This window comes from Pseudolactococcus plantarum (assembly GCF_002441715.1).
GTDB classification, from domain to species: Bacteria; Bacillota; Bacilli; order Lactobacillales; family Streptococcaceae; genus Pseudolactococcus; species Pseudolactococcus plantarum.
The window spans coordinates 24773-38429 of the sequence record NZ_JXJX01000001.1 but is presented as its reverse complement, the minus strand read 5'-3'; the positions used below and the strand labels follow the sequence as shown (position 1 = coordinate 38429).

The following is a 13657-nucleotide window of genomic DNA, read 5'->3' as shown; positions in this document are numbered from 1 at the left end:
GATATATCATATCACGCTTCTACATTTTTTGCAATCCAAAAACTTGAAAACGTTTACTTTTTGATGAAAAGTAAATAAAAAAGAAACCTAACAATTAGATTTCTTTTTTATATGATAATGTAACTTACTGGTTCAAAATTGCTAACGTATCTGCTAAATCATCTACATTAACTTCTAACATATCACCTGTTGCTCGAATTTTAACTTCGACGATTCGATCAGCAGCTTTTTTACCAACTGTCACACGTACTGGTAGACCGATTAAATCACTATCAGCAAATTTAACACCAACTCGTTCTGCACGATCATCTTCTAGCACTTGCATCCCTTTGTTGGTTAACATGTTTACGATTTCTGTAGATAAAGCGACTGTAGTGTCATCTTTAACATTTACGGGCACGACATGCACGTCAAACGGTGCCAGTTCTTTAGGGAAATTCATAGACCAAGCAAATTTATAATCCCCTTTAAATGTTTTTTCAACATTAATCCGTGCAAATTGCTCCAAGATTGCAGATAAAATACGGCTGACACCGATACCATAAGAGCCCATGATAATTGGTTTAGCCTTACCATTTTCATCTAGAACATTAGCACCCATACTTTCAGAGTAACGTGTCCCTAATTTAAAGATATGCCCAATTTCAATACCACGCGCAAATTTTAACTTACCTTGTCCATCAGGAGCAGGTTCGCCCTCTTTTGCTGTACGAAGGTCAACAAATTCACTGACTGTGAAATCTCGTTCAAGATTAACGTTTTGATAGTGGTAGCCATCTTCATTAGCACCTACAGTGGCGTTGACCACTGTTTCAACAACACGATCTGCAATAATTTTTACTGAGCTTGACAGGCCAACTGGTCCTAATGACCCAAATGTTGCACCAAAAATCTCAATCGTATCTGCTTCTGAGGCAGGTTCAAGGAAATCAGCACCTAAATGATTAGTTAATTTAACTTCATTTAGCTCATCATCTCCTCTAAGCAACACAACCACAATCTCATCATCAGCTTTATAAACAAGTGTCTTCAAAGTCTGTTCAGTAGAGATAGAAAGCAATTCAGACACTTCATCAATCGTTTTAGCATCAGGCGTTGCGACTTTAACTAATTCACCTTGTTCTGTATAAGACGTTGGTTTAGTGAAAGCTGTTGCAGCCATTTCTAAATTAGCTGCATAGTCAGAACTATCAGAGTAAGCAATCGTATCCTCACCAGCTACTAACCATTTTGCTAGCTCTGCTTTAATATCCTTAATCACATGTTCTGGAATCTCAGAAATATCAGTAATTGATTTATCTAAAATCAACCATTTTGCTAGATCAGTCCGATCAGATGTGATGGCCATGAATTCTTGTGAATCCTTACCACCCATTGCGCCACCATCACCAATGATCCCTTTGAAGTCAAGTCCAGCGCGTGTGAAAATATTTTCATAAGCTTTTTTGTAATCTTCATAGGTTTCATCAAGTGACTCATAATTAGCGTGGAAACTATAGCCATCTTTCATGATAAACTCTCGGCCACGAAGTAAGCCATAACGTGGACGCTTTTCATCTCTATATTTAGGTTGGATTTGATAGATGTTTAATGGTAGTTTCTTGTAAGATGTAATTTCATTTCTAACCAAAGCCGTCATCGTCTCTTCATGTGTTGGCCCTAAGATGAAATCAGATGCATCTCGGTTTTTTAGTTTGTAAAGATCAGCACCGTAGGTATCATAACGGCCACTTTCTTTCCATAAATCAGCAGTTAAAAGTGCAGGTGCTAATAATTCAACAGCACCAATACTTTCAAACTCTTCACGCATAATTGATTTAAATTTTTCAAGCACACGATTTGCAAGTGGTAGATAAGCATAAATTCCAGATGATACTTGGCGTACATAACCAGCACGCACTAAGAGAGCATGACTGATAACTTGTGCATCAGAAGGCATCTCGCGTAAAGTTGGAATAAGCATTTTTGATTGTTTCATTTGAGTGATAGTTGGATAACCCTATCAAGCCCTATGCTTGGAGATTATCCTTTCCTTTCATATAGTGGTTTCATTATATCAAAAAAAGTGCATAAAATCAGCACTTTTCATGAGATCCCTCAGTTGACATACTTTTATATCAAGCATTGGCAAGATTAAGTAACGAGATAGTTATCTAAATAAACGTAAGATATCATTCCAAGTAACAGCAATCATCAACAACACCATAATCCCAACACCAACAAGGGTGACGATATTTTCATACTCTTGTTTCATTGGTTTACGGCGGATACCTTCGATGATATTCATCAAAATCTTACCACCATCAAGTGCAGGGATTGGAATTAGATTGAAAATTCCTAGATTGATAGATAACATCGCCATAAATGCGATAACTGTTGTCAATCCTTCACGCGCGGCTTGACCAGTCATCTGATACATAGCGACAGGTCCACCTAATTTATTAAGGCTTGGATGAAGAAGTAAGTTTTTCAACGCATTGACGATTGTAAATGCTGATGTTATTGCTTTTTCTACCCCTCCTGTAATTTTATCAAAAAATCCAGTCTTCATATTAGGTGTGATACCGATAATGTATGCTTGATCTTGTTTTTTAGGGGTAACTACGACAGTGCGTTTAAGTGTCTTAATCTTTATCTGCTGACCTTTTGAGCTGATAATTTGTTTGGTTAAACTATCCCAATCCGATACTTTATTGCCGTTAATCGAGCTCACTGTATCGCCTGTCCGCAAACCTGCTTGATAGGCTGGTAAATTTTTATCTGTGACTGTAATCTGATTACTATTTAAATCTTGAACCCCACCTTGCATAAACATGACTAGGATAAAAGCTACGATACCTAATATAAAATTATTAAGCGGCCCAGCAAAATTTGTCATCATACGACCAGCTAGACTAGCACTCTGATACTGAACATCTAGTGGTGCGATACGCAGTTCAGTCCCATCACTTTCGACAACTGTCGCATCATGATCTACCTGATAGGTCTGACTTTCACCGTTAACCTCACCTGTAATGGTCAACTCACGTTCAAAGTCATAACTGGTCACTAACATCGGTAGCGCGTGTTCAAACTGCACTTTCTCACTCAGACTAATCCGAGTCACACGCATACTTTCAGGATCTAGCGTTAAACTTACAGGTGCTCCTGTTTGTATGTCAGTTTCATCTTCTCCCCAGCCAGCCATGCGAACATAACCGCCTAGTGGTAAGATACGAATCGTATATACAGTACCATCCTTAGCTTGGTGCGCATAGATTTTAGGTCCCATACCGATAGAAAATTCACGGACTAAGATACCTGATTTTTTTGCAAAGTATAGATGACCATATTCATGTACACACACAATAATACCAAATATGATGATAAATGTAATAAGACTTTGAATCATATTAACTTCCTTTTTCCTCAGCTAACTCAACTATCCACTGATTAACTTTTTCACGTGTCACACCGTCTGATTTTAAGATTTGTTGGAGACTTTGGCCAACAAATTCTATATGTTCAAATACAGCACGTGTCACCAATTGTTCAATCTGTAAAAAAGTTATTTTATCCTCTTGAAAAGCAAGATTAGCAACTTCATTTGCTGCATTGTAAACAGCAGGATACCCACCACCTAACTTACCGACACGGTAAGCCAAATCTAACATAGGAAAACGCACTAAATCCATTTTTTCAAAATGAAGACAACCAATTTGCGTTAAATCAAACGGTTTTTCATGATGCAAGGTGATATGTTTTGGATATGATAGCGCATATTGAATTGGCTCACGCATATCCGATGGCCCTAACTGTGCTAAAACCGCACCATCGTTCAGTGTAATCATAGAATGAACAACAGATTCACGATGCAAAACAACATGAATATCTTCATAAGACATACCAAACAAGTGATGTGCCTCGATAACCTCTAATCCTTTGTTCACCATGGTAGCAGAATCTATGGTAATTTTAGCACCCATACTCCAGTTAGGATGCGTTAGTGCGTCTGCCAATGTCACATCCACTAGCTCATCTCTTGTTTTATCACGAAATGACCCACCAGATGCTGTAATCGTTAAACTGCGCACATCACTTGGTAATACACCTTGTAGCACTTGAAATATAGCCGCATGCTCACTATCAACAGGTAAAATTTTACTACCTGTTCTAGCTGCTTCACTCATAATCGTGTCGCCAGCAACAACCAGTGTCTCCTTATTGGCTAAGGCAATATCACGCCCTAATTTTATAGCCTCAAGTGTCGGTAACACACCGATAGCACCAACGATGGCATTTAGTAAAACATCATAGTCTTGAGTTTGTGCAAGTTGTGTCAAGCCAGTTTGGCCAGAGTAACACGCAATACTTGGAAACTCATCTAACAGTTGCGTTTTTAGATTCTCATGTGCAGCGACTACTAGATTAGGAGAAAATGTTTGAATAATATCACGCGCTTTCTCTATATTTTTCCCAAATGAAAATCCAACTAACTCAAATAAATCGGGATGCGCGGCGATAACATCTAATGCCTGAACGCCAACACTACCTGTCGCACCTAATAAAATAATTTTTTTCTTTGCCATTATCTTATACGTCTCCGTTCAATCCTCTTGATACCCGTTATGAATCCGAGTAACTTTTTAAAATAAACCTAAAAGATGCATAATCGGAAATACAAAAATCAAACTATCAAACCGATCTAATATGCCACCATGTCCAGGGAGAATATTACCTGAATCTTTAACACCAAAATGTCGTTTTAAACTAGACTCAACAAGATCACCTAGTTGACCAACAACAGAAAATACGGCAACTAAGACAATGAGTTTAAAAATATTGATATCTGGTGCTTTATTAGGATATAAAAATACCATTAATACTGCCACAACGATTGCTGATACAATACCACCAAGCGAGCCTTCTACTGTCTTATTAGGGGAAACACTTGGGATAAGTTTTGTTTTACCAATTTTTTTACCGATAAAATAAGCACCCGAATCAGTCGCCCAAACAATAAACAAGGCTAAAAACAAGATAAATAAGCTACTTTGTTGTGCTGCTAATAAATTTTGGAACCCCATACCAACATAGAATGCTGATAAGAAAGGAAATCCTAAATCTTCAAACGAATATTTTCCTTTTGTAAACACCATAATACCCATCATGATAAATAAACACAAGGTAAATAAAGTAAAGTGACTATCCATTCCTAATTTTGGAAAGTACTGTGTCGTTGGCATTGCTAATGAAAGGGCCGCAAAGATAGCTAGAATTCCCTCAAAAGATAAGATTTCGATTTTTCGCATCTTAAACAGTTCACTCATCGCAATAATCGTCAGTAAACCAACTAAAATTTGAAAAGGTGTCCCTCCCACTATAGCCAATCCTAAGAATACGGCTCCTGCTACGACACCTGTTATAATTCGTTGCATCATGCTTTAACTCCTCCATATCTGCGGTCTCTTTTTGAAAATGCATCAAATGCTAAAGATAATGCATGTTCATCAAAATCAGGCCACAACGTGTCTGTAAAATATAATTCACTATAGGCTGTTTGCCACATCAAAAAGTTACTTAATCTATTTTCACCCGAGGTACGAATGACTAAATCTGGATTTCTATAGACTTGAGGCAAAATTGCTGTTGTTAGCCTATGCTCAAACGCCTCCTGTGTGATGTCATCAGTTGTGAGTAAACCAGATTTAACCTCTTGTGCTAAAGATTTAACCGCATCTAAAATTTCATTTTGCCCACCATAATTTAGAGCAATCGTTAAAATCATCCCAGTATTAGCTGCAGTATCTGCAACAGCTTGATCAATTGATTTTAATGTTGACTTTGGGACACCTTCTCTTGTACCAATCATCATAATACGGATATTTTCTCGATGAAGTGTTGGCACAAATTTACCATAAAAATCAATAGGTAAACTCATAATAAACTTGACTTCTGCTGCTGGTCGTGTCCAATTTTCTGTTGAAAAAGCATAAACTGTTAATACTTTAACTCCTGAATTTTGTGCATGAATCGCAATTTTTTGTAAGTTATCCATACCAGCCTTATGGCCAAAAACACGTGGTTTGCCTTGAGCTTGCGCCCAACGACCATTACCATCCATGATAATCGCCAAATGCCCGGGAACTTTTTTATCTTCAATTCCTGTTGTTACCATCTTAATTTATACCTCTAATTACTAACTGTTTAAACATATGCTTTATCATTAACAAAAGCTTTTATTAATTTTATCATATTTTTAAAAATAACACTAAAAAATAAGCCCTGGAGCTTATTTCTTATCTATTTATTCAAATGGTGAATCTGGTGTTTTTGAGTCATCAGTAGATTCAGGAGTTGTCACAGCTTTTGCATCAGAAATAACATCATCTAAAGCATCAGAGGTTGCTGCTGGTTTAACTGTTTTGACTGCCGAACGATCAAAAGTCAAAATAACGCCTTCAGCATCTAATTCAATCGTTCCTTTATCTGTATCAATACTTGATAAAATACCATGTAGGCCACCAATCGTTACGATTTCAGAACCTGGTTGCATACTATTCAATTGTTCTTGACGTTTATTAGCCGCTTTCTTTTGGTTACGCTGCATAAACCACATCATAGCGCCAAATAGAACGATTAAAATTATAAAATTCATTTTTTTACCTCATTTTTTTTATATGTTTCATTATAGCAAATTATCAGCAATAAAAAAAGGATAGACATATTAAACTTAAATAAACATCATTATTTCCCTAGGAAAATTTCATAGTACATGTTATGATTGAATAAGAACTTTTTAGCTTAACTATTTAAATTATATGAATGAGGAGATTCAAAAACATGACAAGTTCAGAACTAAAAACTGCGGCACGCCATGCGCTCAAAGAAAATTTTTTACAAAAACTACTCTTATTAATTATTCCGTTGCTTCTATCTTTTACTAGTAACCGTGTAAGCCAGTCTTATTCAGGTAATATCAATGATGACATTAAGACAGCTACAGATGGTATGTCAAATGCAACCGATTCCGCAGCAGCAGTCGACTGGGGATTGATTCTATATACGGTCATTCCAGTTATGGCCATCATGATGCTCATAATTTTTGCTATCTCAATTATTATCGCAGTTTTCCAAACAGCAGGTATGTTTAACTATCTCGACATTTTTCGTGGCGAAAAAGAAGAGATTAATTTATCCAAAGATATTTTTAGAGCATTTAAAGAAGGCTATTTTTGGAAAATTGCCGGGTTATCTGTTATCATTTCAATCATTATGCTGATTCTTTTCTTCATTCCAGTTATTGGCTGGGTACTAATGGTTTATCTTGGCTTAAGCTGGTCTCAAGCAACTTATGTTTTATATGACAAACTTAAAAATAATGAATACCAAGGCATCTGGGATGTATTGAATACATCAAAACAACTCATGGTCGGCTATAAATTCAGATATTTCCTATTTAACTTAACATTTATTGGGTGGTACTTTTTAGATGCCATTACTTTAGGTATATCTAGAATCTGGACGATGCCTTTTAATACAATGTCTATGGTTTCTTTCTATGAAGCACGTATTCAAGATCGTTTATAAAATGATTTAATAAAAAATAATCAATAGTATAAAAAAAACGCGCAAGCGTTTTTTATTTATCTAAACTCACAGTTTTCTATATGGTCGTTTACCAAACCCACTGCCTGCATATAAGCATAACAAATCGTTGGACCTATAAAAGAAAAGCCTCTTTTTTTCAAATCCTTACTCATTTTTTCAGATATTGCATCACTTGCGGGTATATCATTAATCGTTTTAAACTGATGATCAATTGGCTTGCCATCAACGTACTGCCATATATAGGTAGCAAAACTACCAAACTCTTCTTGTACAGCAATAAAAGCATTAGCATTCTTTATTAGCGACTTTATTTTTAATTTATTACGTATTAATCCAGTATTTTGTAATAACTCATCTAGTTTTTCCTGCTTATACGCTTTTATTTTTTGAACAGAAAAATTATCTAGCGCTTCACGATAATTCTCTCTCTTATTTAAAATAGTTGTCCAACTAAGCCCTGCCTGCATCCCCTCAAGAATGAGCATCTCAAAAAGTATATCATCATCATATTTAGGTTTTCCCCACTCTTCATCATGATAGCGTTCATCTATTGCTGATTTGACCCAATCACATCTAATCATTATACACCTACTCTCCTGCATGATTAACGTCATTATAACATAGTTTTTTGTGTAAAAGAGCACAAGCAAGATTGTTGCTTTTTCAGCAAAAACATGGGTAAAATAGTAGTAATGCATATATAACAAGGAGAATAACATGCCCCAAGACTATCGTGTACTATTGTATTACCAATATGTACCAATTGAAAACGGCGATCAATTTGCCAAAGAACATCTAGCTGCTTGTAAAGAAATCGGTATTACTGGTAGAATTTTAGTTGCTGATGAAGGAATTAATGGTACTGTATGTGGTACTTTTGATCAAACCGAAGCTTATATGACGATGATGCATGAAGATGCTAGATTTAAAACAATGATTTTTAAAATTGATCTTGCAGATCACAACAGTTTTAAAAAAATGCATGTCCGTTATAAAAGAGAACTAGTGAATCTAAGTCTAGAAGATGATATTAATCCGTTAGAAATAACCGGCGCTTATTTAAATCCAAAAGAATTTAGAGAAGCAATTCTTGATGATAATACAGTTGTCATCGATGCTCGTAATGATTATGAATATGATTTAGGTCATTTCAGAGGAGCAGTTCGTCCTGATATTAGAAATTTCCGTGACTTACCACAATGGATAAGAGACCATAAAGAAGAGTTTCTTGAAAAACGTGTGGTTACCTATTGTACGGGTGGCATTCGTTGTGAAAAATTTTCAGGTTGGTTAGTTAGAGAAGGCTTTAAAGATGTTGGTCAACTCCACGGTGGTATCGCAACCTACGGTAAAGATCCAGAAGTTAGAGGCGACTTATGGGATGGTCAAATGTATGTCTTTGACAATAGAATCGCTGTGCCAATTAACCAAGTTGAAACTGTTGTTGTCGGGAAAGATTGGTTTGATGGTACACCATGCGAACGCTATATTAACTGTGGTAATCCAGAATGTAACCGTCAAATTTTAGCCTCTGAAGAAAATGAAGCTAAATATCTTGGTGGGTGTGAACATGATTGCCGTGTTCATCCGCGCAACCGTTACGTGATCAGCCATAACCTTACACAAGAAGATGTTTTAACACGCTTGGCTGCTATTAATGAAGTCGTAACACAATAAATTAAATTACTATTAATAAAATAAAAAAAACTTATCAGTTCTGATGAATTGATAAGTTTTTTTATCAAGTTATGTAACAACGCTTATCGTTATTACAGCTGATTAATTCTTTCTGCCTACGAAGAAAGATACAACAGCAACTAGTATAACAGCTCCAATAATTGATGGAATTAAAGCCATACCAGCTAAACTTGGACCCCAGTGGCCTAAAATAGATTGCCCAATCATAGACCCAACTAATCCAGCGATGATATTTGCAATCCATCCCATAGAATCACCTTTTTTAGTGATTGCACCTGCAATAGCTCCAATAATCGCACCAACAATAAGTGACCATATCCAACCCATAATAATACCTCCTTATAATATAAATCTATAAATACTTATTACTCTTTCATTCTATACTAATCATTCGCTTTATGCTAATAATATGTCATAAAAAGTATATTTCTTTAAACTATAACCATATGTAAACATATACCTAGACTCAGATACCTTGCCTCATAAAAAGGTTTAACGCAGTAAACTAGGCACAAGACGTAACATACATGGTAAAATAGGCATATGGAAACTATTCAATTATTGGCAATATCAAGTATTTCAAAAAATCCCTATCAACCTCGTACCTTATTTGATGAGGTGAAATTACAAGAACTCAGCAATTCGATCAAAGAAAATGGTGTGTTGCAGCCGATTATCGTCAGAAAATCTGGCATTATTGGCTATGAAATTTTAGCTGGTGAAAGACGTTTCAGAGCTTCTCAATTAGCTGGTTTAACAGAGATTCCTGCCATTGTACGTCAGGTCACAGATGATGAAATGATGACACTTGCCATCTTAGAAAATCTACAGCGTGATGATCTAACTGTTTTAGATGAAGCACGAAGCCTGCAAAATTTAGTTACTAAACAAGGTATGACGCATGCAACAATCGCTGATAAATTAGGTAAGTCAAGGCCATATATCAGTAATGCAATTAGAATTTTAAGCTTGCCTGAACGTGTCTTGCAACTTATAGAGGACAAGAAAATTTCCCAAGGACACGCTAGATTGCTCCTAAGTCTCGATACACCTGAAGAACAAATTGCTTGGGCGAAACGAATTGATAAAGAAAAATTATCCGTTAAAGCACTTAGTTTATTACTTAATAAAACGCCAAATTTACCAACTATCAAATCAAAAAATATCTTTCTCAAAGAAGCAGAAGAAAATTTAAGCCAATCTTTAGGCACATCCGTTTCAATTCAGTCAAAAAAAATTGAAATTTCTTATGACAATTTAGAGGAATTAAATAGACTTATCCTCATTTTAATTAACCAGTAATCCACAGGTCAACTTGTGGATTACTTTTTTTAAACACATTTTTCCACATCTTTTTTTGATTTACCCATTTGTGCATAAGTTATACACACCTGTGGTTAACTATGGAAAAAGTCACTATTTTAAACACTTTTTATAAAAAATAGCTGTGATTAACATTATTTTTCTGATTTTTATCCACATTTTCCACAGGTCTGTGTATAATTTTTACTTCACTTGTCAATTTTTATCCTTATTTCCTCGAAATTGTGGAAAACATTGTTTCAACATGATATAATTTTCTTATCCACAAATTTTTTTAAGCCATTATTTTATGATAGAAAATGTATTATCTATCTATTATTCACAAAAAATTGCTATTAACTACTACAGAGAAAGGAGTCAGATGTCTTTAACTCCAAATGACCAAAAATTTTGGCAACGTGTAAAAGAACTTGCACAAAATAATCTAGGCCAAGCACCTTATGACTTTTTCATAGAACCAGCTAAACTACTAGAAGTGTCAGATAATAATGCTAAAATCTATCTTGAAAGTAATATGCACCAAGATTTTTGGCGAAAACAAGAAGATCTGATTAAAACAGCAGGATTCGAAATATATGGTACAGAAATTCATTTTTCACTCTATTCAGCAGATGAAATCAATATTTCTGATTATGAGAATACAGACAAAGCAGCTGATACCCCTGAAACTACACCTGTTGTGACTAGTCCAGAGTTAAAAACTGGGTTAAACAATAAATACACATTTGAAAATTTTGTACAAGGTGAGGGCAATCGGATGACACTTGGTGCAGCAATAGCCGTAGCTAATGATCCAGGTGGTATGTATAACCCATTATTTATATATGGTGGTCCTGGCCTTGGCAAGACTCACCTTATGAATGCTATTGGTAATGAGATATTGAGTAACAATCCTTCATCTCGCATTAAATATGTATCATCTGAAAACTTTGTCAGTGATTATGTTCAAAGTTCCAGAAAAAATCAGATGCAAGACTTCACTGATCAATATCGAACATTAGATTTATTACTATTAGATGATATTCAATTTTTTGCCAAAAAAGAAGGAACGATTAACGAATTTTTCCAGACCTTCAATACGCTACACGATAAAGGCGCACAAATTGTTATCTCAAGTGATCGCCCACCTAATGAATTAAATGAATTTGAAGAGCGACTAAAATCTCGCTTTGGTTGGGGATTAACAACTGATATTACGGCACCAAACTATGAAGATCGGATGGCTATTTTACTTAATAAAGTAGATGAGATGTCTTTTAAAGTGCCGTCAGAGACGCTTTCTTATATCGCTGGACGAATTGATTCCAATGTCAGAGATTTAGAAGGTGCACTAAAGAATTTAAAATTTTATGCCAACACCTATCATATTGATATCATTGATATCGAGACTGCTTCTAAAGCCCTTAATACGTTAGAGTCTACTAAAATCACACCAGATAAAGATGTTACTTCTAAACAAATTCAAGAAGCTGTCGCGAGTTTCTATAAAATATCTGTTGCTGATATGATCAGTAAAAAACGACCAAAAGAAATTGCCTATCCTAGACAAGTTGCCATGTACTTGATTCGAGAAATTACAGGTAAAAGTTTACCGGCTATTGGCAAAGAATTCGGTGGACGTGATCATACCACTGTCATTTATGCGCATAAACAGATTTCTGATAAAATGAAAACAGATACTGCACTTCAAAAAGATATCGATACAATCAAAACGCAATTAAAATAGGTTTAGCCTTTTGTGGAAAATAGTCACAGTTATACACACCTTATCTTTTTTTATCCACAGGTCAAACTTACCTCTAAATCAACCGTTTCGAGACTTATCCACATACTCAACAGGCCCTATTACTATTACTAACTATATTTATTTAATTAATAAAAGAAAGAGTTCTCTAGATGATTAATTTTTCCATCAATAAAACTGCTTTTCTCAATAATTTGAGAATTACCAAACAAGCTATTTCTAGTAAAGTAGCAATTCCTACGTTATCAAAGATTAAAATTGATGTAACCACAGATGGGATTACTTTAACAGGATCTAACGGACAAATTTCAATTGAAAATTTTATACCAAAAGATGATGAAAATGCAGGTATATTGATTTCACAAGTAGGTAGTATCTTATTAGAAGCAAGCTTTTTCGAAAGTGTTGTGAATAATCTGCCTGAAATTACTTTTGAGTTTCAAGAAATCACTCAAAATCAAGTTGTCTTAACTTCTGGCCAGTCTGAAATCACGCTTAAAGGGTTAGATGTAGAGATGTATCCAAGAATTCAAGAAATGGCTACTGAAAATCCTTTGCATATTAAAGCTGGTGTTTTAAAAGACATCTTTACTGAAACTGCATTTGCAGTATCAACTCAAGAATCACGACCAATTCTTACTGGGGTTCATTTAACCTTAACAGATCATAAATTATTAAAATCGGTTGCGACTGATTCACATAGAATGAGTCAAAGAATTATTACATTAGATAAATTGAGCGAAGATTTTGATCTTGTTTTACCTAATAAATCTATAAATAGCTTCAAATCAGTGTTTTCTGATGATGATGCAGAACTTGATATTTTCTTTTCAAGCAATCAAATTCTGATTCGAAACGAAACAATTTCGTTTTACACGCGCCTTGTTGAGGGAAATTATCCAGATACTAACCGCTTAATTCCCTCAGAAGCAGATTATACACTCGATTTAACACTTGATGTTGCAAATCTACGTCATACGATGGATCGTGCTAAACTACTCTCTAATGCAACGACAAACGGCACAGTGAAATTGACAATTTCTGGAGATGCAATTACTGCTACCGTAAATTCACCAGAGGTTGGTTCTGTTCATGAAGAAATAACACCTTTAGCTAAATCTGGAGATGATTTAACGATTTCATTTAATCCTCAATACCTGATAGATGCCTTAAAAGTAATCAAAGAGCCAGAAGTGAGAATTAGATTTATCTCTGCTGTTAGACCTTTTACATTAGTACCAAAAAGCGATACGCTTGATTTTATACAATTAGTCACACCAGTTCGTACAAATTAAGTTAATC

The 13657-nt window shown here is 35.2% G+C and carries 13 protein-coding genes; 5 read left to right on the top strand and 8 right to left on the bottom strand.

Features of this window, described 5'->3' with window-relative positions:
• Positions 1–124: 124 nt before the first annotated feature.
• The 6 genes from RU87_RS00165 to yajC all read right to left on the bottom strand — a co-directional run bounded on the left by RU87_RS00165 (position 125) and on the right by yajC (position 6637).
• Complete coding sequence (locus tag RU87_RS00165) at positions 125–1978, bottom strand: proline--tRNA ligase (RefSeq protein WP_082782110.1); 1854 nt, start codon at positions 1976–1978, stop codon at positions 125–127.
• 171 nt (positions 1979–2149) lie between these two features.
• On the bottom strand, positions 2150–3391 hold the full coding sequence (gene rseP / locus RU87_RS00160; protein WP_068159967.1) for an RIP metalloprotease RseP: 1242 nt from the start codon (positions 3389–3391) through the stop codon (positions 2150–2152).
• A 1-nt stretch (position 3392) separates the two neighbouring features.
• Positions 3393–4568: a 1-deoxy-D-xylulose-5-phosphate reductoisomerase gene (gene dxr / locus RU87_RS00155; protein WP_068159971.1), complete on the bottom strand. Its 1176-nt coding sequence runs from the start codon at positions 4566–4568 to the stop codon at positions 3393–3395.
• A gap of 57 nt (positions 4569–4625) precedes the next feature.
• The gene (locus tag RU87_RS00150) at positions 4626–5420 is read right to left on the bottom strand and encodes a phosphatidate cytidylyltransferase (RefSeq protein WP_068159974.1); all 795 of its coding nucleotides are present in this window, start codon (positions 5418–5420) and stop codon (positions 4626–4628) included.
• Positions 5417–6157 carry an undecaprenyl pyrophosphate synthase gene (gene uppS / locus RU87_RS00145; protein ID WP_068159976.1) on the bottom strand — a complete coding sequence of 247 codons (741 nt, stop codon included), beginning with the start codon at positions 6155–6157 and terminating at the stop codon, positions 5417–5419. The genes RU87_RS00150 and uppS overlap by 4 nt, the downstream gene beginning before the upstream one ends.
• Positions 6158–6286: 129 nt before the next feature.
• A complete protein-coding gene (yajC, locus tag RU87_RS00140) occupies positions 6287–6637 on the bottom strand; it encodes a preprotein translocase subunit YajC (protein ID WP_068159981.1) in 351 nt (116 codons plus the stop codon).
• A 185-nt stretch (positions 6638–6822) separates the two neighbouring features.
• Between yajC and RU87_RS00135 the strand changes: the two genes are divergently transcribed.
• Positions 6823–7569, top strand: coding sequence for a DUF975 family protein (locus tag RU87_RS00135; protein WP_068159983.1), 747 nt, complete (start codon positions 6823–6825; stop codon positions 7567–7569).
• Between the two features lie 56 nt (positions 7570–7625).
• Here RU87_RS00135 and RU87_RS00130 read toward each other — a convergent pair whose 3' ends face one another.
• A complete protein-coding gene (locus RU87_RS00130; RefSeq protein WP_425268464.1) occupies positions 7626–8288 on the bottom strand; it encodes a DNA-3-methyladenine glycosylase I in 663 nt (220 codons plus the stop codon).
• Positions 8289–8307: 19 nt separating this feature from the next.
• Between RU87_RS00130 and trhO the strand changes: the two genes are divergently transcribed.
• The gene (gene trhO, locus RU87_RS00125; protein WP_068159987.1) at positions 8308–9267 is read left to right on the top strand and encodes an oxygen-dependent tRNA uridine(34) hydroxylase TrhO; all 960 of its coding nucleotides are present in this window, start codon (positions 8308–8310) and stop codon (positions 9265–9267) included.
• A 102-nt stretch (positions 9268–9369) separates the two neighbouring features.
• On the opposite strand, the gene RU87_RS00120 is transcribed toward trhO, so the two are convergent.
• The gene (locus RU87_RS00120) at positions 9370–9615 is read right to left on the bottom strand and encodes a GlsB/YeaQ/YmgE family stress response membrane protein (RefSeq protein ID WP_068159990.1); all 246 of its coding nucleotides are present in this window, start codon (positions 9613–9615) and stop codon (positions 9370–9372) included.
• A 216-nt stretch (positions 9616–9831) separates the two neighbouring features.
• On the opposite strand from RU87_RS00120, the gene RU87_RS00115 reads away from it, so the two are divergent.
• From RU87_RS00115 to dnaN, 3 genes are all read left to right on the top strand, one after another.
• Entirely contained in the window at positions 9832–10590 is a 759-nt protein-coding gene (locus RU87_RS00115; protein ID WP_068159992.1) for a ParB/RepB/Spo0J family partition protein, read from the top strand.
• 382 nt (positions 10591–10972) lie between these two features.
• Complete coding sequence (dnaA, locus tag RU87_RS00110) at positions 10973–12337, top strand: chromosomal replication initiator protein DnaA (RefSeq protein ID WP_068159994.1); 1365 nt, start codon at positions 10973–10975, stop codon at positions 12335–12337.
• A 170-nt stretch (positions 12338–12507) separates the two neighbouring features.
• A complete protein-coding gene (gene dnaN, locus RU87_RS00105) occupies positions 12508–13650 on the top strand; it encodes a DNA polymerase III subunit beta (RefSeq protein WP_068159997.1) in 1143 nt (380 codons plus the stop codon).
• Positions 13651–13657 lie beyond the last annotated feature (7 nt).

Excerpts from the sequence above, each read along its gene's own strand:
- trhO (WP_068159987.1), top strand. The coding sequence starts at position 8,308 with ATGCCCCAAGACTATCGTGTACTATTGTATTACCAATATGTACCAATT.
- RU87_RS00135 (WP_068159983.1), top strand. The coding sequence starts at position 6,823 with ATGACAAGTTCAGAACTAAAAACTGCGGCACGCCATGCGCTCAAAGAA.
- RU87_RS00115 (WP_068159992.1), top strand. The coding sequence starts at position 9,832 with ATGGAAACTATTCAATTATTGGCAATATCAAGTATTTCAAAAAATCCC.
- RU87_RS00120 (WP_068159990.1), bottom strand. The coding sequence starts at position 9,615 with ATGGGTTGGATATGGTCACTTATTGTTGGTGCGATTATTGGAGCTATT.
- RU87_RS00165 (WP_082782110.1), bottom strand. The coding sequence starts at position 1,978 with ATGAAACAATCAAAAATGCTTATTCCAACTTTACGCGAGATGCCTTCT.
- RU87_RS00150 (WP_068159974.1), bottom strand. The coding sequence starts at position 5,420 with ATGATGCAACGAATTATAACAGGTGTCGTAGCAGGAGCCGTATTCTTA.
- rseP (WP_068159967.1), bottom strand. The coding sequence starts at position 3,391 with ATGATTCAAAGTCTTATTACATTTATCATCATATTTGGTATTATTGTG.
- uppS (WP_068159976.1), bottom strand. The coding sequence starts at position 6,157 with ATGGTAACAACAGGAATTGAAGATAAAAAAGTTCCCGGGCATTTGGCG.
- dxr (WP_068159971.1), bottom strand. The coding sequence starts at position 4,568 with ATGGCAAAGAAAAAAATTATTTTATTAGGTGCGACAGGTAGTGTTGGC.
- yajC (WP_068159981.1), bottom strand. The coding sequence starts at position 6,637 with ATGAATTTTATAATTTTAATCGTTCTATTTGGCGCTATGATGTGGTTT.
- dnaN (WP_068159997.1), top strand. The coding sequence starts at position 12,508 with ATGATTAATTTTTCCATCAATAAAACTGCTTTTCTCAATAATTTGAGA.
- RU87_RS00130 (WP_425268464.1), bottom strand. The coding sequence starts at position 8,288 with ATGCATTACTACTATTTTACCCATGTTTTTGCTGAAAAAGCAACAATC.
- dnaA (WP_068159994.1), top strand. The coding sequence starts at position 10,973 with ATGTCTTTAACTCCAAATGACCAAAAATTTTGGCAACGTGTAAAAGAA.